The sequence below is a fragment of the Rhodococcus sp. IEGM 1307 genome (assembly GCF_030056915.1).
GTDB lineage: Bacteria > Actinomycetota > Actinomycetes > Mycobacteriales > Mycobacteriaceae > Rhodococcus_F > Rhodococcus_F opacus_D.
Genome location: NZ_JASHKW010000004.1, coordinates 1 through 18,574, shown reverse-complemented (window position 1 = coordinate 18,574; position 18,574 = coordinate 1). Strand labels below are relative to the sequence as shown.

The following is an 18,574-nucleotide window of genomic DNA, read 5'->3' as shown; positions in this document are numbered from 1 at the left end:
CCATGGAGCTGATTCACGACACCGGTTGGGCCGCACCGCCCGCCACCGTCGAACAACCCCTGACCGGTGACATCGACTGCGATGTCGTCGTGATCGGCGGCGGCGGGGGCGGCATGTCGGCCGCCATCCGCCTCGCCGAGAAGGGCGTCGACGTGGTGCTCCTCGAGGCGCAGACCCTCGGCTGGGGCGCCAGCTCCCGCAACGCCGGATACATCACGAACTCGGTCGCCGCCGATCCGGAGCTGTTGGGTTTTCTGCTGAAGCGCGAGCGGCTGCGCGACCTCTACCGGTACGCCGAAAACGCGGTGCACTTCGCCGAGGACGCCATCACTCACTACGGGATCGACTGCGGCTACCAGCAGGAGGGCATCGTGATGGCCGCCGTGTCCAAGGGGCAGCTGCGGCACGCGCGCCGCAATGCGAAGGTCATGGCCGAGGCCGGATCGGCGGCCGAATTCGTCGAGGGCCGCGCAGCAGGCCTTCCGGACGGCTTCCTCGGCGGAGTGCGCGAGGGGGTCGGTGGCACGCTCAACCCGGGTGAGTTCGTCCTCGGTCTGCGGGCCGCGACGATCGCGTCCGGCGTGCGTGTCTACGAACGCACCCCCGCCCGCGACGTCACGGACTCCGGCGACGGTGTCACCGTCGACACACCGGACGGAAGGGTTCGGGCTCGCAAGGCGCTGCTGACCACCAACGCCAACAGCAACGGCTTGTCCATCGCGCCGAAGAATCTCGCCAGCCCGGTGTGGACCTCCCTGGTCGAGACCGAACCCGTCGCACCCGAGCGACTCGACGCCATCGGCTGGACCAGCCGCGCCCCGATGGTCACGCTGCACATGATCATCGAGAGCTACCGCGTGACCCCGCGGGGCACCATCGTGTTCGGCACCCGCCGCGTACAGACCGGGCGGAACCCACTGCCGAACCGCACCCCCGCACGGAACGTCACCGACGACCTCGTCCGCGGATTCCACGACCGCTTCCCGGGCCTGCGCGACGTCAAGCTGCAACAGTCATGGGGCGGCTGGATCGGCATGAGCTCCACGTGGCTCCCCGTCGCCGGCGAGGCCTCCGACAACGTGCTCTACTCGCTCGCCTGCAACGGCCACGGGTTCGCCCAGGCACAGTACGTGGGCCATCTCCTCGCGGACCGGGTCGGCGGCGCGCCGCTGCACGACGACCTGGCCGCGATCTGGCACGGCCGCAAGCATTTCTGGCCCAGCTTCGTCAGCGGACCCGCGCTGCACGCGGCCTGGCTCGCCGACCGCGCCTCCGACCGCCTGGCAGCCCTCACGAACTAACCATCGGCGCAAGCCACCCTCCAAGGAGAAATCATGTCCATCAAAGAACTGCTCTTCGCGGTCGCGGACATCTGGATGATCGCCGTCGGATTCACCTACGGCATCAAATTCATCCGGAACTACAAGAACTACCTGCTCGGCATCGAGTGGATCATCGTCGCGACATCGGGCTCGAACTTCCTGATCTACGGCCTCGTCAAGGCAGGTCACGACAGCCCGATGTACGCCTTCGCCTACTTCCTGGACGCCTTCTCCCGGTCCGTCGGCATCACGCTGATCCTGGTCCTGGGGCTGATGAAGGTCACCCACCGGTACAAGCCGTCCGCGGCGGTGGACATCGGCGCGTTCGCCCTCGCTGGCGTGGTGGGCTTCCTCCTCAGCCAATTCGCCGTGGAGATCGGTCTGCCCGGCAAGATCTTCTACATCGTCGTCAACGTGCTCACCACGATCTTCCTGATCTACTTCGTCAAGCGCCTCTGGGGCATCGGCGAGCGCGGGCACGCCATCTCGGCCGCCGTCGCCACCGCCTGCGGCTTCGTCATCGCCGCGACCTACGACTTCGTCCACATCCCGGGCGACGACGCGGAGCACACGATCTTCTACATCTTCGCGCTGTCCACGTGGGGCCTGCAAATGTTCACGTACTACCGCGCCTACCGAGCGTTCGACGCCTACAACAAGCGCGTCGATGCGCAGGCGGTCAGCGGCAGCGCTCCCGCTACGGCCTGAGCCGCCGGACCTTTCCTTGTGATCGAGAATCAGGAACCGAAAAATGACAACGCACGACGTGCATGAAGAGACCACCGAGGTAGTCGTTGTCGGCGCCGGAATGTCGGGGCTGATGGCGGCCACCACGGTGGCGCCGGAGACCGACGTGGTGGTGCTCGAATCCACCGATCGCACGGGCGGACGAGTCGAGACCGTCCGGCGGGGCGACTACTGGATCAACGTCGGCACCCAGTTCACCGAGGGCACCGGCACGCTGATCGATGCCCTCGACCGGCACGGCATCGAGATGGGCTCGCTCGCAGGCAAGAGCGTCGCGCTGTACTTGAACGGCGAGGTGGTCGACACCTCGAACCCCGTCGCGCTCATGTTCCGCACGCGGATGACCATGATGGACCGTATCGGCATGGCCATCGTCGGTGCACGCATCCTCTCGGTCATGCCGTTCCTGGAGTCGCAGAGCCGTATCGCGCAACGGGTTCGCGCCAAGCTCGACACCAAGCTGGCGTCATACCTGCTGAAGGGTGTCCGGTCGGAGTTGGCCGCCGCCGTCGTGCGGTCGTGGTCGGCGCAGTGGATGGGATGCGAGGTGGAGGAGACGGCCGCCACCCAGTTCGTCACGTCGGTGGGCCTCGCGCTGGCCGACCCGGAGAAGATCCCGAACTTCTCGCTGCCGGTGGGTGGCAATCAGACGTTGACCGACGTGCTGACCGAAGATCTCGGTGGCCGGATCCGGCTGAACTCGGTGGTGCGCTCGGTGCGGCAGGACGGGGACGGCGTGGTCGTCGACTATCACGACGGCGACCGACCGGTGCGGCTGCGGGCAAAGCGCGCGATCGTGACCGCACCCGCCGATGTCGCCGAGCGAATCATCCCGGACCTCCCGCAACAGCACCGGAATGCTTTCAACGACATCACCTACGGCCGGTACGTGATCGTCGGATTCTTCACCGACGAAGTCGGGCCGCAGCGCTGGGACGACTACTTCGCTGTCTCGACGCCGCAACTGTCGTTCCAGGCGATGTTCAACCACGCCGCGGCGATGCGGAACGGCGACGGCCGTAAGCCGGGTGGAGCGCTGGCCTGTTTCGCCGGCGGCGCTCACGCCGACGCGTTGTTCGACCTCCCCGACGAGGAGATCGTGTCGCGGTACCAGCAGGACCTGCTCGCAGTGTTCCCCGAGCTGGAAGGGAAGCTGGGCGAGGGCATCGTGCGACGGCATCGTCGGGTCGTGCCCTTCTGGGCGCCCGGGCGGAGGAACTCGCTTCCGACGTTGCGTGATCCGCTCGGCACCACCTACCTCGCCGGCGACTACCAGCTCGATCTGCCGTCGCTCGCCGACGCAGCGACGTCGGGCGAGCGAGCGGCGAAGGCCGTACTGGCGAGCCTGAGCCAGGCCGCGAGAGAGAAGGACTCGGCAATCAGAGTTTGAGCAGTCGCTTCGCCAGCTTGCCGGAGGCGCGGGGTAGTTGCCGCGTGGTCCGGGCACGCCCTCAGCCGAACAACTCGGGGTCGACGCGATCGGCATCGACGGCTTCGAGTGCGCCGGACACCCCGGCGAGGACGACGTCCCGGGCTCGTGCTGATCCCCGCCGCGGCCCGGGCGCAGTCCGTCCCGATCATCGCGCGAGCGGCGGACTCGCCACCGGCGCCCGACCACCGGGCTACGAGACCAATTCACCACTGCTGCAACACTTCGAGGGAGAGGCCCCAGTGAGCTTCAAGAGCCCGTTTCCGGACGTCGAGATTCCGAACCTCAGTGTCTACGATTTCCTCTTCGGCCAGGTCGACACGGCCGATGGGGACCGGCCCGCGCTGATCGACGGTGCCTCCGGCGCGGTCACCACGTACCAGTCGCTGGTCGCCCAGATCAACGGGGTGGCCGGGGCGTTGGCCGCGCGCGGTCTCGCCGTCGGTGAGGTGGTGGGTCTGCATTCGCCGAACGTTCCCGCGTTCGCGTCGGTGTTCCACGGGATCCTGCGGGCCGGTGGCGTCGCGACCACCATCAACGCCCTCTACACCGCCGAGGACATCGCCAAGCAGCTCACCGACTCGAAGGCGAAGTTCCTGTTCACCGTCTCCCCGCTGCTGCCGCAGGCCAAGGCCGCGGCCGCGAAGGTCGGGATTCCGGTAGCGAACGTGATCGTCCTCGACGGCGCCGACGGGCACCCGTCGCTGAAAGATCTGCTGGCCGAGGGCGCCTCCGCCCCGGAGGTGTCGTTCGATCCGGCGACCCAGCTGGCGGTGCTGCCGTACTCGTCCGGGACCACCGGCCGGCCCAAGGGGGTGATGCTCACGCACCGCAACCTGGTGGCGAATGTGTGTCAGATCAACCCGCGGATGGGCATCGGCGCCGACGACAAACTCCTCGCGGTGCTGCCGTTCTTCCACATCTACGGGATGACGGTGCTGCTGAACGCGGCCCTGTACAACCGGGCGAGCTTGGTGACGATGCCGAAGTTCGACCTGGTCGAATTCCTGAAGATCGTCTCCGGCCAGAAGTGCACGTATGTGTTCATCGCCCCGCCGGTCGCGGTGGCGTTGGCCAAGCACCCGCTGGTCGACGATTACGACCTGTCGAGCGTGCATTCGATCTTCTCCGGTGCCGCCCCGCTGGATCAGGAGCTGGGCAAGGCCGTCGCGAACCGGCTCGGCTGCCGGGTGCGGCAGGGCTACGGGATGTCGGAGATGAGCCCGGTCTCGCATGCGATTCCGTTCGACCGTGACGACATCGCCCTGGACTCGGTGGGTCCGTCGATCGCGAACATGGAATGCAAGCTGGTCGACCCGGGCACCGGCGAGGAGGTCGCCTACCCGACCGACGGGGTCAGCGCACCGGGTGAGTTGTGGTGCAAGGGCCCGAACATCATGGCCGGGTACCTCGGCAACGACGAGGCCACCGCGGAGACCCTGGACGGGGACGGGTACCTGCACACCGGCGACATCGCGACCGTCGACTCCGAGGGCGTCGTGACGATCGTGGACCGGATGAAGGAGCTGATCAAGTACAAGGGCTACCAGGTGCCGCCCGCCGAGCTGGAGGCGTTGCTGTTGACGCACCCGCAGATCGCCGACGCCGCCGTCATCGGGGTTCTCGACGACGAGGGGGAGGAGGTGCCGAAGGCGTTCGTCGTCCGCCAGCCCGGTGCCGACCTGGACGAGGCCGCGGTCATCGCGTTCGTCGCCGAGCGGGTGTCGCCGCACAAGAAGGTCCGCAAGGTCGAGTTCATCGACCTGGTGCCGAAGTCCGCCGCGGGCAAGATCCTCCGCAAGGACCTACGCGCCGCCGAAACTGCCGGGAGGTAGGCCCTCCGACAAGGCACACATCGAACCGACCACTACCGCCACCCTCATCGACGGTGTCCTGCAGCTGCCCATCTCCACGCCGGCCGCAGGCACGTCGATGGATTTCACCCAGATCGACGAGGCCACCGAGGCCGTGCGCCTCGGCTTGCTCGACCAATTTGTCGCCGACGACGAGATCCACACCGAGCGCCCCAGAGCGCCACGCTCGACGGTATAAGGGCGCCGCCGCCAGCGTGAACGCAGCATCTGCGCTGCCACACGTGTTCGTGCAGCATCGAGTCTGTCGGTGTCGTGACGCGGTTCGAGGCTACCGTAGCCCGCATCGTTCAGGCTACCGTCAGCGATATCCTGGAAACACGTCGTCGAGAGGCTGAACGTGCAGATTTCATCGAACATATCGCGGACCGGATGAATCGATCCGGACGATGCCCGATATCGATCCGTTCGAGACCCATCGCGATGTGACCCCGTCAGTCGCGTCGGAACTGGCAGCCGACGGATTCGACGACGCCCGGGAGATCGGGCGTGGAGGCTTCGGTGTCGTGTACCGGTGCACGCAACCCGCACTCGACCGGACCGTCGCCGTCAAGGTGCTCACCAACGATCTCGCGGAGGAGAACCGGGAGCGCTTCTTTCGCGAACAGAGGGCGATGGGCCGCCTGACCGGCCACCCCAACATCGTCAACGTCCTCCAGGTCGGGGTCACCGACAGCGGACAACCATTCATCGTGATGCCGTACCACCCGCAGGGCTCCCTGGACGAACGTATCCGACGGCACGGCCCGTTAGGTGTGGACGACGTACTGCAGTTAGGGGTGAAACTGGCAGGTGCGTTAGAGGTTGCCCACGGCGAGGGCATCGTCCACCGCGACATCAAGCCGGCGAACATTCTCCTCACCGACTATGGCGAGCCGGCGCTCACGGACTTCGGGATCGCGCATATATCCGGCGGGTTCGAGACCGCTACCGGCATCGTCACCGGTTCACCCGCGTTCACTGCGCCCGAGGTCCTCGGCGGCGGCGCCCCAAGCCCCGCCTCGGACATATACGGACTCGGAGCCACCCTGTTCTGCGCAGTCACCGGCCACGCCGCATTCGAGCGCCGCAGCGGCGAACAGTTGGTCGCCCAATTCATCCGCATCACAAAGGAACCGGCACCGGATCTTCGGGATCACGGCCTCGCCGACGATGTCGCTACCGTGATCGAGCAGGCAATGGCCCGTCGCCCCGAGGACCGGCAACCCTCAGCCCTAGCGTTGGGCGAGAATCTGCGCGAGATCCGACGTCGCCGCGGGATATCTGCAGACGACATGGCGCTCCACGTGCGACCCGCCCCGGATACAGAACCAGCACCGCAGGAGAGGATTCACCTGAACCCTTCCCGCCACGAGAGGGGGAATCTCCCCCTGGAGTTGTCCAGCTTCGTCGGTCGCAGGCACGAACTCGCCGAAGCGAAGAATCTACTGACGTCGTCGCGCCTGCTGACATTGGCCGGAATCGGCGGAGTCGGGAAAACACGCCTCGCACTTCGACTTGCATCGAGCATCCGCCGCGAGTTCGCCGACGGCACATGGTTCGTCGAGCTCGACGAGGTCGATACCCCGTCCCGCTTGATCCACGTGGTGGCCGCAACCCTCGGTGTGCGGGACCAAACTGACCGGTCGCTACGCGAGATTCTGCTGGACTTCCTGTCTTCGCGAGAACTGTTGCTGATCTTGGACAACTGCGAGCAAGTGATCGACGCGGTTGCCGACCTCGCGACGGTTCTGCTTCAGCAGAACCCGAATCTGCGCATCCTCGCGACAAGCCGCGAACCCCTTGCAATTGCCGGCGAGGCAGCACTGCGCGTTCCCCCACTCACCGTCCCCGACCCCGACCGCGAGCCGTCCCTGCAGGGTCTGCCCCGCTACGACGCGGTGTCGCTGTTCACCGAACGCGCCACCACCGCGGTCTCGACCTTCGCGTTGACCGATGCCAACAAGTCCGCTGTAGCGCGGATTTGTCACCGGCTGGACGGGTTGCCCCTGCCGATCGAACTGGCGGCAGCGCGGTTGCGTGCGATGTCGCCCGAACAGATTCTGCAACGGCTTTCCGACCGCTATGCGTTGTTGACTCGCGGGAGCCGAGGCGCGCCGTCGCGCCAGCAGACGCTTCGGTTGTGCGTCGACTGGAGCTACGACCTGTGCACCCCGCTCGAACAATCCACGTGGCAACGGCTGTCGGTATTCACCGGCAGCTTCGAACTCGATGCCGCAGAACACGTGTGCGGGGACAATACCGGGGACCTGCTGGACTCGGTGGCATCCCTCGTCGACAAGTCGATCCTCATCCGCGAAGAGCACGGCACCGCGGTCCGCTTCAGGCTGCTCGAGACCCTCCGCGCCTACGGACGAGAAAAGGCCCAGGAAATCGACGACTACCACGACTTGCGCCGGCGGCACCGGGATTGGTACCGCCAGCTGGCTCGCACCGCCGAGGACGAGTTCATCGGTCCCAGGCAGCTCGAGTGGATGGAGCGACTCAGCAGTGAGCAGCCCAATCTGCGGGACGCGATGGATTTCTGCCTCGCCGAAAGCGATGCCGACGCCGGTTTGCAGATGGCCACACCCTTGTTGCAGCTCTGGGGGTCGCGAGGCCAGCTCAGCGAGGCGAGGCGCTGGCTTGACCAATTCCTGTCACTCCAGAAAGAACGCCCGACCATCACCTACATCCGGGCGCTGTACGCCGACTGCCTGATGTCCGAACAGCAGCAGGACCACCAGCGAGGTGCTGCCCTTGTCGAGCGGGCGCGGATCCTCGCCGATCAGATGACCGACCCGATAGCGCACGCGATCGTCGACCACGCGGACGGCATCGTCGGATTGTTCACCGGCGATCTCACACGCGCGGCGTCACGTCTGGAGCGGGCACAGCCTGTGTTGCGACATGCCGAGAACGAACTCGCACTGCGGATCGAGTCCCTGACGCTGCTGGGATTGACGTATCAACTGGCCGACACCCAACCCCACCGGGCAGTCGAATGCTACGAGAAAGTTCTCGCGATCACGGAAGCTCAAGGTGAATCCGTCTATCGGGCCTACGCACTGTGGGCCATGGCCGTCGCACAATGGCGACTGGGTGATCAGCGCCGCGCATAGGACCTACTCGAAGAAGGAGTGCGGCTCGCTCGACTCGTCGACGACCCGGTCAGTTGCGCGAACTGCGTCGAAGTACTCGCCTGGATCGCCGGAACCAGTGACCCTGAACGCGCCAGCACACTGATGGGGGCCGCGGAGACGCTCGGCCGCGCTGCCGGGAGCCCGTCCGTAATCGTTCCCGACCTGTTCGTTTATCACGAAGAATGCGAGCGGTCCGCCCGCCGGATGCTCACCGAACGCGCCTTCGAGCAACCCTGGCAACACGGCAGGGCAATGGATCTCACGTCCGCTGTCTCCTACGCACTCCGCGAGCAGACCCCGAAGACGAGTCCTCCAGATTCCACCACCCTGACGAAACGCGAAAAACAGGTCGCCGAACTGATCGCCGAGGGTCTGACCAACAAGGCGATCGCCGCCCGCCTCGTCATCTCGCAGCGCACCGCTCAGGGACATGTCGAACACATCCTCACCAAACTCGGATTCACCTCAAGAGCACAGGTCGCTGCCTGGGTTGTCGAAGAGAGACAATCGTCCTAATTTACGCTCGGCGTGACGGGGAGGCACGGGTCAGCCGGACATCGGACCCGCCTCCATCGAGCCATGGAAGGTTTCGTGGGTACTTGTGCTGGCCGTGTAGTCCACTCCTGAACGCCATCACCAAAAGCCGACTGCACACGGTCGCACGTGCCAGCTAGCGGTGCAGTCGCCGTTTGATATTGAAAGCGTGTTCCTAAAACGGTCGTTTATGAACCCTCGATCGGAACAGCGCACCTCCTGACGGAATCGACAGTGGTCGTGCGACGTTCGGGCCTTCAGCGCACTATGGGATCAAGCGGCCGAACACGATTGTCTCCGACCCATGTGGGGTTCAGGGCGGCAACCACTGCTTCCTGAAATGACACGAAGGACAATACTCATGGTGAGTAGTCTTCGCGCACCGCTTATGTGCTGCTGACCACCTATCTCGACTTTCAAGATAGCTACGATCTGCCGATGCGTCTCAAAGAGCAACTACCGAGAGAGCTGGTTGCTGGATTGCGGCCGCTCCATTCTGGTTGCATGATGTGCGGTCAGGAGCCGTGCGTGGCGAATTCGGTTGCGGCAGCGAGCATGGTGTCGCGCACGGTGTCGAGGTTCGCTTCGCGGAGTAGCTGTGCGGGTGGTTGGTTGTCGAGTGCGGGGTTTCGTCCTTGGAACCAGGTTTGGATGACGGCGGGGGTGTCGCGGGCGCTGATTCGTCGTGCGGCGTCGAGGGCGACGTGGAGTCGGTTGAGGATGGCGTGGTCGGGCGGTGGGGTGGTGCCGTCCACCCATCCGTGGACGGTGGCGGTGTCGGGCGCTTCGGCCAGGTATGCAACGAGTTTCGCGCCCAGGCGTGACCGCAATTCGGTGATGAGGGTGCGCGCTGCCGTGTCGGGTCCGGTGCCTGTGTCGACCATTTCGCCTCTCCTCGGTCAGCCCCCGTGTGCTGTTCACGCTACTCGGGTTCCGGGTGGGGATGTTACTTCGAGGTGCGCATGTCGTCGCTGGTCAGGGCTTTTCTGGGTGCCGCCGCTGGGTTAGCGTGAAGGTATCGGATCTGCCTCACACGCTGGATAGGGGAGCAAAAACCTCATATCTGCGTGCTCCGACTGGAGGTGATCCGCTCAACTACCTTTGAACGCACCGAAAGACACCGAATGACGCTCGGTGTCTTTCGAATTCGTCAGCTGTGGTGCAGCTGACCCCATGTGATTCATGAGGAGTAGACACTCGTGACGATACTCCCTTGCGCTTTGATCGGCGACGGGCTTATTGGAAGTCACCTGTTGGATGGGGAACGGTGATCACCGATGACGGCCTACAAGCGGCGAACTGATGACGCCGATGGCATCGCGGCGCGTATCCGGTGTTTTGAACCACGTTCGGTCGATCCCGCCGCGTGGTCGGTGGTGGCGCCGTGGGTGCGCGAGACCGTCGAATTGTCCGGGCCCAGGTTGCACAGTCAGGCGGCGAACGCGTTGAAGGCGCTGTCGCGGTTCGCGGTGTGGGCAATCGATGTGGGGTACGACCTCGACCGGGAGACGGTGCTGACCCCGGAGGTGCTCGAACGGTATCGGGTGACCGGGATGCGGGAGCTGGCGCCGACCTCGCGGTTGACGGAGATCGCGCGGCTGCGCAGGGTGGCGCGGGCGGTGACGCGCCGGGCGCCGTGGCCGGCACCCGGCGAACAAGGAGCCCGGCAGGGCTTGTCCGCGCCGTACACGCACGAGCAGGTCGAGGCGTATTGGGCGGCCGCGATGGCGCAGAACGGGCCGTTCCGGGTGCAGGCGATGACCGCGGTCCTGGCGTTGACGGTCGGGGTGGGTGCCCGCTCGGGCGAGTTGTTCGCGGTCACCCGGGCCGATGTGGTCGAGGTCGGCGGCGTGGTCGCCGTGGCACTCGGATCGGTGTCGGCACGCCGGGTGGTTTCGGTGCGGGCCGGGTGGGTGGAGAGGCTGAAGGGGGTCCTCGCGGGGGCGGGGACCGGGCCGTTGGTGGCCTCGCATCGTGCCGGCCGGGATCAGGCGGCGGCGTTGCTCGCCTCGTTCGAGTACCCGGCCGGGTTGCCGCGGTTGACGGTCGCGCGATTGCGGTCGACCTGGCTGACCGGTGTGTTGTCCGATTGCGGTGTGGCGGAGATTTTCGCGGCCGCCGGGATCGTGAGCGAGAAGGCGTTTTCGGATCTTGTTCCGTATCTTCCTGCGCCGGAGGTTGGTTCGCTCGGGTGGCGACGGTTGACAGGAGAATGGTGATGGCACCGCGGACACCGGAGCAGATCATCGAGTTGTACACCCCGCGGATGCCGGCGCAGCAGTGGGAGGCGATCGCACCGTTCGTGCGTGACGTCGTCCGGCGCGGGTTCATACCGAGCCAGATCGCGAAGGTCACCGCGACCCGGATCTCGGAGGTGGCGTCGATCGTGGCGTGGGCGCGAGAACAGGGACTGCCGCTCGACGTCGAGCAGGTCTTCCATCCCGCGACGGTGAACCGGTACGCGATGACGGCACCAGGATTGGCGGCCGCCTCACGGTCCACACGACGTGCCACGCTGACGACGTTGTCGCGGCGGATCACCAGGCGGGCGCCCTGGGAACCGCAGCGCGAAGCGTTGCGGTATCCGCGGACGGTCGCGCCGTATACGGCGGCTCAAGTGGCGCAGTTGCTGTGGTGGGCGCCGCGGCAAGCGAGTGCGGTCCGCAGGCGGGGGCTCGCTGCTGCGGTGGCTCTCGGTGTCGGGGCCGGGTTGCGCGGCACCGAGATGCTCAACGTCGGCGTCCCGGATGTGCAGGTCCGCGGCGAGCACGTCATCATCGAGGTTCGTGGCGCGAAGCAGCGGGACGTACCGGTGCGCCCGGCGTACCGCGAGGCGGTGCTGGCGTCCGCGGAGCGAGCGAGCCGTGGGCACTTGTTCCGGGATCCGGTGCCGCGGGTCGAGTTCGTGAGCGATCTGCTCGCGCAGTGCGAGGCCCCGCGTGGAGTGAAGCCGGTGACGTCGTCCCGGCTGCGGTTGACGTGGGAGGTCGCGATGGTGCAGGCCGTTCCGCTACCGATCTTCATGAGGCTGTCCGGGCTGACCGGGACCTGCAAGCTGAACAACCTTCTCGCTCTCGACTCCCTGGGCACGCGTGCGCGGTGGAGCATCGCCGAGTTGGATGCGATCGCCGAGGGGGTGCCCTGGTGAACGCGAAGGGCAGGGTTCGTCGATTGCACGAGGTCAGCACCGACGTGCATCGCACCGAGGGGTGGCAGTTCAAGCGGGTGGTCGCGGTGATCGAACATTGTGAGGCACGCGAGTTCGTCCACGAGGTGTTCGACCACCATCGCGGCGTTCAACGCAATTTCACCGCCGATGCATTCCTCGCCGCCTACCTGCTCACACCGATGCTCGGCCTACCGATGCACCAGACAAAAGTCGCGACGGTGGTGCGGGGATGGACCGATCGGCAACGCGCGGCACTCGAGCTGCCGGACGGTGTGCCCATCAGTTATAAGGCCATCAACGATGCGTTACGGCGACTGATGAACGCGTGCCGATCATCTCGGTATCCCGAGTGGGACGAGCATCGCTTCGTGCAGGCCCTGCTCGATGCCTCCCTGTGGGGTCACCCGTCGACCGGGGCCGTGGCTCTGGATTCGACCGACCTCTCGACGTGGGGGCGGGTGCGCCACCGCAAACCGCTCGTCGACGCCGACCCCGACTCGCCGCCGCCGCCGGATCATCCGCTCGCGCCGCCGGATCCGAACCATCCGCATGCCCGCAGGAGCGGGCACCACCTCCCGGACGCCCCGACCGGGCCGGATGGCCGCTACATCTACACGGCCGACATGGACGCGCGGATGGGCTGGCGCAGCAGTGAGTTCGAGGAAACGATCTTCTTCTGCGGTTATGACCTGCACGTGATCACCGATGTGCCATCCGTGCCCGGCCGTGGCCCGGTGGTACACGTGGCCCGGGCGATGAACCTCTCACCGGCCGGGTCGCACAAGGGCATCGGTGGCCTGCCCGCCGTTCACGCGCTCGGTGACACCATCGGCAAGCCGCGCCAGCTCCTCGCCGACCGCGCCTACAACTACGTCACCAACGACACGTTCGCGTTGCCGGTCTGGCAGCTCGGCTACACCACCATCTACGACCTGCACCCCAAACAGCGCGGCACACACCCCGGACCCGACGGTAGCGACACCCTCTGGATCGACGGCACCCTCTACCCGACGAGTCTTCCTGCGGGCCTGCACGACATCGAGCCGATCGACACCAAGATGGACGCCGGCGTGCGCGGGCGGCTCGACCGCCGGCACCAGGCCCGCCAGGCCTACGCCTTCGTCCCACACGGCGCCCGCCAACCCGACGGATCCCGGCGTTACCGCGGGCCGGCCGTTCCTCCGGCCCGGGTTCGCTGCCCGAACAATCCCGTCTCGATGCGCGCACCGCACAGCGTCCCGACCACCTCCTGCACATCGGGAACACCGTGCGGGTGCGGGCGCACGATCACCCTGCCCGACGCCGATTACCCGGACCTGCGGATGCCGTTCCAGCACGGCACCCTGGCCTGGGAGGCGTCCTATCACCGCAGGGTCGGGATCGAGAGCCTGTTCGCCGACCTCAAACGCAACCGCCTTGGTGTGCACCGCGGCTACTTCCGGGGCTTCGGGATCCGCCGCTACACCCTGCTCGCCGGCTTCACCCTCGCCGCCCTGAACATCCTCAATCTCCACGACTGGGCGACCCGGCGCGAGGTTCTCGATTCCTGGGGTCGGTTCCTCGGCGAATCGGAACCCGAACGCCGACCCCGACGGCGTCGCCGCACCCACTCCGCCACGCGCCACGCAACATCTCTGGCCGCCACAGGACCGGGCAGATAACTACCCCGCCCCGCCACCGGAATCCACGGATCCCGGTAGCCGACCTCGACCACCCGACGAAAAATGACCGATTGTCGAGTACGGGTTCGCCAGGTTTGCGGGCTCCCACAGCGTCGAACGGGTCGCAGACCGGCCGGAGAACCGCCCGAAACGGGCGTCACAGCGTCGAATGCGCAGAAATAAGGGTCCGAATCCGATCCCGGGCCTAATAGGTGAACCCAACAGGCCCTAATGGGTGAACACCCCAGAGAGGCGAGGACGGGAATCGAACCCGCGTATTCAGCTTGGGAAGCTGATGTTCTGCCATTGAACTACATCGGCGCACGATATTGGGCGCGCGTAAGCAGGCCCAACACCCTGCGGCGGAAACATTAGTCGCCCACTGACCGGCAGGGATCACGAAGAGGATCCAGCGGATCAACGCCCGCGCCGGGGGACGCTGGACTCTCCCGCAGCGGTGTTGCCGGGCCCGATCCTGCTGGTTACGCCGCCATAGTGCCGCCGCGAGGAGCGCGCGGGCAGCGGGGGAGAGCACCCCTGGCCGATACATGACCCCTACAGGGAGGATCAACGGCGGGTCCATGGCGCGGGCAACGACACCCGACTCGCCGGCATTGTCGACGACTGCCCTGGGCACCCACGCCATTCCGGCACCGGCGGCGACCAGCGGTACGCTCGCTTGGCGATGCGCTGTGACGACACCGAGCGTTGTCCGCCGTGATGCGCGGCGTAACGCGGACTCCACCGCGACCCGCCCTAGCGCGCCGCCGGTCACCGCGATCACCGGTAGGTCGTGAATCTGGTCGAATGGCAGGGGGTCGGGGAGACCCTCGGCGATCTCACGGGGAAGGGCAACGCACAGTTCATCGGTGCCCAGGTTGTGGGTGTCGAGGTCGCGGCGGTCGGCGGGCTCTCCGGAGTCGGCCGGTTCGAGGAAGCCGAACCCCAGCTCGACGGTTCCGTCGCGCACTGCCGTGGCTACGTCGGTCTCGGACCGGTACTCCCTGATCCGGACGGTCACCTCGCCGTAGGCCCGCCTCAGGTCACCGATTAGTTTGGGGAGCGGCGACTCGTACTGGCCTCCGGTGGTGCCGACGTCGACGTGTCCGCCGTGGAGACCTGAGAGTTCGGCAACGGACGCCGGTGCGGTGGCCCCATCCCGGAGCAGTCGTCGGGCGGGATCGACCGGTGCCGCACCCACAGGTGTAGGGAGGGTCGGACGTCGCGAGCGCCGTTGTCGTCGCGCTGAGTGTGGCCCGTGGCTATTCAGACGCCGCCCCGAGGCCGTGAGTAGTAGGAGCTCCGAGGCGAGGAAGCGCGAATGATCTTGGTGCGCATGGAAAGGAGATGCTGGCGCCGTTCAATTATGCAGCGAAGACCAGCGAGCGGGCCCACCAATCTCACCGTCCGCCGAGCTGTGCGGCCGGCGCGCCGCGTCGCCCGAAGTGAGCACGGAAAAAACATTTGGCGGCGGAACTGGGGGTCGGTAGATTCGGTGGCTGCCCTGCTTCTGTTCCGTCGTTCGCCGGGATGTCCCCAGTTCCCACCACCCGAAAGGTCCACCGTGACCGAACCTACTGGCCTCGTGAACGACGAGGCAAGAGCCGACGACCGAATCGAACGCCGACACCTCCAGGTGATCGGTGTCCTGTTGGTAGCCAGCTTCGTGGTGATCCTCAACGAGACGGTGATGAGCATCGCCATCCCGGTCCTTCAGGTCGAATTGGGCGTACATCCCAGCGTCGGGCAGTGGCTGACGACCGCATTCATGCTCACGATGGCGGTGATCATCCCGCTCACCGGCTATCTCATCCAGCGCATCCCTACGCGCACCTTGTTCGTGCTCGCCATGTCGCTGTTCACGGCGGGAACGCTGATTGCGTTCGCCGCACCCGGCTTCGGTGTGCTGCTGTTCGCCCGCATCGTGCAAGCATCCGGGACAGCCCTCATGCTGCCGCTGCTGATGACGACGATCATGACGCTGGTGCCGCCCGCCCGTCGTGGTGCGATGATGGGCAACATCTCCATTGTCATCGCGGTTGCGCCTGCTCTCGGCCCCACCCTGTCCGGTTTCATCCTCGACCACTTCGGGTGGCGTTGGATCTTCGGATTCGTTGCCCCCATCGCGTTGGTCACATTGGTCCTCGGCGCCCGATTCGTTGTTTCGGTGTCCGAGACGACGAAGGCCCGCATCGACATTCTGTCGATCCCCCTGGCGGTACTCGGATTCGGTGGCCTGGTGTACGGCCTGGTGAGCATCGGCGAATCGGCCCAGGAATCCCCGACGATCCCCGTGTGGGTGCCGTTCCTCATCGGTGCGGCCGCGATGTCCGGGTTCCTCGCCCGACAGTTCCGGCTGCAACGCGAGGACCGGGCCCTGCTGGACCTGCGTGTGTTCGGATACCGCCAGTTCAGCATCTCGGTCGTCGCGATGCTGGTCGGCATGGCAACGATGATGGGCACCTTCATCATCGTTCCCTACTTCGCGCAGTCGGTGATTCACCTCGATCCGTTCGAAACCGGTCTCATCACACTGCCCGGCGGCCTTCTGATGGGTCTGGCGGGTCCGATCGTGGGCCGCGTCTACGACCGGCGCGGTCCTCTCGTGCTGGTCATCCCCGGCTCGATCCTCGTCAGCATCGGAGTGTGGATGCTGACGACGTTGAACACGTCCACCTCATTGTGGTGGCTGCTGTTGTCGAACATGGCACTGTGCCTCGGCCTGGCGGCGACCTTCACACCGCTGATGACGTCGGGATTGGGATCGGTGGCCGCTCACCTGTACGCGCACGGCTCCGCAGTGGTGGGCACGTTCCAGCAGGTGGCCGGCGCCGCCGGTACGGCACTGTTCGTCACTGTAATGACGGTCGTTGCCTCACGATCCGGTCACCCTCACGATTCACCGGACGCCATCGCCGAGGGGGTGCGAATGGTCTTTCTTGTCGCCGGGATCCTCTCATTCGTGCTGATCGCCGCATGCGCCTTCGTGCGCAAACCGGCGAACCCGGTAAATCACGCACACCCTGCATCGGTGGATGCGGCCGCGCAGGGGACCTGAACGGTGGCGCGTGCTGAAGGTGGGCCCCCGAGCCAGTGTTCGAGCCGCCTGGATCGGGTGCGCTTGCCGACTGAGGGTTGCGTCCATGACGATGGTTTACGGACCGGATCCGAATCTGTGCGAGCGCGGCTCGCCCCTGCTCCGCGGACGCTGGAGTGGCGTTGCGGTGCCGGATCGCGGCGTCGTGTTGCGTCGGCTGTTGTGCGAAGTTGGCTTGGGGAGGGCCCTGTCCAGTTGGTGTGGGTGAGTTGTGAGCGGAGGAGGGCGACCGGTGCAATGATCTGGTCTGCTGTGGGCAAGGGTCCATCCGCATTCTCGGGTGTGGCGGTCGAGGGTGTGTGAGATTCGGTTCGCGTGGACGCCTCGACCGTCGGTGGCATCCACGAGGAAGGTGACAGGTTTCTGTGCCCGGGTGTCGGTCACGAACGGTGCCTGCCCGGTAGTGGTGCATCCATCGTCTGTTTCGGTGGCGACGAGGGGGGATCGCAGGGTGGGCGTAGCTGCTGCCGGATACATCGGCAGTGATCGCGCCAGCGCTGCATGAGACGTCCTCGCCTGTTCCCCCGGTTGAGCTGGGCCTTTGAATCCGATCCGGCGGTCCGCCGATGGGTGTGGCTCCCAGTGCTGTCGTGTGTCCACGCGGACACACCTGGCTGAGTGGGGGAATGTACATCCGCTCACTCTCGATTGCAGAAGTCCCTGGTCCAGGCATCATTCCTACTCGAAGATGCTTTCGGGAAGCCAGTCTGCGTCGAACAGCCGGGCGAGGTTTCCGAACCCCCCGAGATCGCCATCGACACTGGCTGATGTCACCATGAGCCGATTGATCATGATCCGAGCCGCCTGCTCCTCCACCGTTCCGGCGGCGAACAGGAGTGACCACGAGCAAACCTGCCCGTCGCGATGCGCACGACCCATCGTTTGGCGTGCGGCAATTCCGGAGTAGCGAGGCTGGTGGAAGAACCCGATGCGACGTGCCGATGAGGCGCGGGAACCGTCGACCATCAACTCGGACGCCTGCAGATTGATCGCAGATGCGGTGTTGAACACCACGACCGGGTTGTGGCCTCGCTGAAATCGAATGCGCTCCGTCTCGAGATCGCCCCCGCCGAAGATGCGGGAGACGCCAATGCCGTGCTCCTCCAAGAGGTTGGCTACCGGGTCGGCGGCCGTGGTGACCAATTCGACGGCGACGAGTACCTGGTAGCCGCGTTCGACGTGTGCGGCTACCAGCTCGGCGGTCTGCGGGGCTCTCAGCATGCCTGCCTTCTGCCGGAACCGCATCAGAGCGGCACGGCCGCGGGCGGTGTCGTTCCCCTGGCGGGCGATCCTCATCGCGCTGCGGAACTCACTCCAGTCCTGGTGGTACGCAGCCCATTGTGTGGCGGTGAAGTCGAGTGGCAGGCCGTCGATAGGTGGCGGCCCCCAGGGCGCGTCGCGATGCATCATGACGGGCGGGTCGCAGTCGGTCATCCATTTCCGGACGCGGGTGACGGCCTGATGCTGCAGCCGCTGAGAACCTTTTGCTTGGTCGTTCCAGTCCCATTTGCCCTTGTCCCACCCGGGAGCCAGGGGTAGGCCATGCTCGACCAGTTTCTTACCGAGGTCGGCCCACTCGCCCGGCGGGTCATCGTGCAGTTGCGCGAAAAGCGAAGACAAGT

General features: G+C 66.0%; 11 protein-coding genes and 3 pseudogenes. 11 read left to right on the top strand and 3 right to left on the bottom strand.

All coding sequences use genetic code 11. The features are described 5' to 3' along the window. The first annotated feature begins 2 nt into the window (after positions 1-2). The 5 genes and pseudogenes from QM841_RS08600 (at position 3) to QM841_RS08580 (ending at position 5,333) form a co-directional block, all read left to right on the top strand. Complete coding sequence (locus QM841_RS08600; protein ID WP_005570175.1) at positions 3-1,301, top strand: NAD(P)/FAD-dependent oxidoreductase; 1,299 nt, start codon at positions 3-5, stop codon at positions 1,299-1,301. Between the two features lie 33 nt (positions 1,302-1,334). Beyond that, a complete protein-coding gene (locus QM841_RS08595) occupies positions 1,335-2,030 on the top strand; it encodes a hypothetical protein (protein WP_005570176.1) in 696 nt (231 codons plus the stop codon). Positions 2,031-2,073: 43 nt separating this feature from the next. Further along, on the top strand, positions 2,074-3,459 hold the full coding sequence (locus QM841_RS08590) for a flavin monoamine oxidase family protein (RefSeq protein WP_283331613.1): 1,386 nt from the start codon (positions 2,074-2,076) through the stop codon (positions 3,457-3,459). Positions 3,460-3,523: 64 nt separating this feature from the next. Then, a pseudogene (locus QM841_RS08585) lies at positions 3,524-3,677 on the top strand (nitronate monooxygenase); the annotation flags it as partial. 63 nt (positions 3,678-3,740) lie between these two features. Next, positions 3,741-5,333 carry an AMP-binding protein gene (locus QM841_RS08580; protein WP_283331612.1) on the top strand — a complete coding sequence of 531 codons (1,593 nt, stop codon included), beginning with the start codon at positions 3,741-3,743 and terminating at the stop codon, positions 5,331-5,333. Here QM841_RS08580 and QM841_RS08575 read toward each other — a convergent pair. Then, positions 5,304-5,729, bottom strand: a complete 426-nt coding sequence (locus QM841_RS08575; RefSeq protein WP_283331611.1) for a hypothetical protein — start codon at positions 5,727-5,729, stop codon at positions 5,304-5,306. The two genes, QM841_RS08580 and QM841_RS08575, sit on opposite strands and share 30 nt — an antisense overlap. Positions 5,730-5,758: 29 nt before the next feature. Between QM841_RS08575 and QM841_RS08570 the strand changes: the two are divergent. Further along, a pseudogene (locus QM841_RS08570) lies at positions 5,759-9,007 on the top strand (protein kinase domain-containing protein). A 533-nt stretch (positions 9,008-9,540) separates the two neighbouring features. On the opposite strand, the gene QM841_RS08565 reads toward QM841_RS08570, so the two are convergent. After that, positions 9,541-9,909 (bottom strand): antitoxin Xre/MbcA/ParS toxin-binding domain-containing protein, encoded by a 369-nt coding sequence (locus QM841_RS08565; RefSeq protein WP_283331610.1) that lies wholly within the window; start codon positions 9,907-9,909, stop codon positions 9,541-9,543. A 393-nt stretch (positions 9,910-10,302) separates the two neighbouring features. On the opposite strand from QM841_RS08565, the gene QM841_RS08560 reads away from it, so the two are divergent. From QM841_RS08560 to QM841_RS08540, 5 genes are all read left to right on the top strand, one after another. Further along, positions 10,303-11,244, top strand: a complete 942-nt coding sequence (locus tag QM841_RS08560; RefSeq protein WP_283331609.1) for a hypothetical protein — start codon at positions 10,303-10,305, stop codon at positions 11,242-11,244. Continuing rightward, the gene (locus QM841_RS08555; protein WP_283331608.1) at positions 11,244-12,173 is read left to right on the top strand and encodes a hypothetical protein; all 930 of its coding nucleotides are present in this window, start codon (positions 11,244-11,246) and stop codon (positions 12,171-12,173) included. Before QM841_RS08560 ends, QM841_RS08555 begins: the two co-directional genes overlap by 1 nt. Beyond that, positions 12,170-13,855: a hypothetical protein gene (locus QM841_RS08550; protein WP_283331607.1), complete on the top strand. Its 1,686-nt coding sequence runs from the start codon at positions 12,170-12,172 to the stop codon at positions 13,853-13,855. Before QM841_RS08555 ends, QM841_RS08550 begins: the two co-directional genes overlap by 4 nt. Positions 13,856-14,648: 793 nt before the next feature. Next, on the top strand, positions 14,649-14,909 hold the full coding sequence (locus QM841_RS08545; protein WP_283331606.1) for a hypothetical protein: 261 nt from the start codon (positions 14,649-14,651) through the stop codon (positions 14,907-14,909). A 510-nt stretch (positions 14,910-15,419) separates the two neighbouring features. Beyond that, positions 15,420-16,913 carry an MDR family MFS transporter gene (locus tag QM841_RS08540; RefSeq protein WP_283331605.1) on the top strand — a complete coding sequence of 498 codons (1,494 nt, stop codon included), beginning with the start codon at positions 15,420-15,422 and terminating at the stop codon, positions 16,911-16,913. Positions 16,914-17,630: 717 nt separating this feature from the next. Here the strand turns inward: QM841_RS08540 and QM841_RS08530 are convergent. Next, a pseudogene (locus QM841_RS08530) lies at positions 17,631-18,574 on the bottom strand (DEAD/DEAH box helicase); the annotation flags it as partial.

Coding starts and splice junctions, on each gene's coding strand:
- QM841_RS08575 (WP_283331611.1), bottom strand. CDS start 5,729: ATGTTCGATGAAATCTGCACGTTCAGCCTCTCGACGACGTGTTTCCAG.
- QM841_RS08590 (WP_283331613.1), top strand. CDS start 2,074: ATGACAACGCACGACGTGCATGAAGAGACCACCGAGGTAGTCGTTGTC.
- QM841_RS08595 (WP_005570176.1), top strand. CDS start 1,335: ATGTCCATCAAAGAACTGCTCTTCGCGGTCGCGGACATCTGGATGATC.
- QM841_RS08560 (WP_283331609.1), top strand. CDS start 10,303: ATGACGGCCTACAAGCGGCGAACTGATGACGCCGATGGCATCGCGGCG.
- QM841_RS08600 (WP_005570175.1), top strand. CDS start 3: ATGGAGCTGATTCACGACACCGGTTGGGCCGCACCGCCCGCCACCGTC.
- QM841_RS08565 (WP_283331610.1), bottom strand. CDS start 9,909: ATGGTCGACACAGGCACCGGACCCGACACGGCAGCGCGCACCCTCATC.
- QM841_RS08555 (WP_283331608.1), top strand. CDS start 11,244: ATGGCACCGCGGACACCGGAGCAGATCATCGAGTTGTACACCCCGCGG.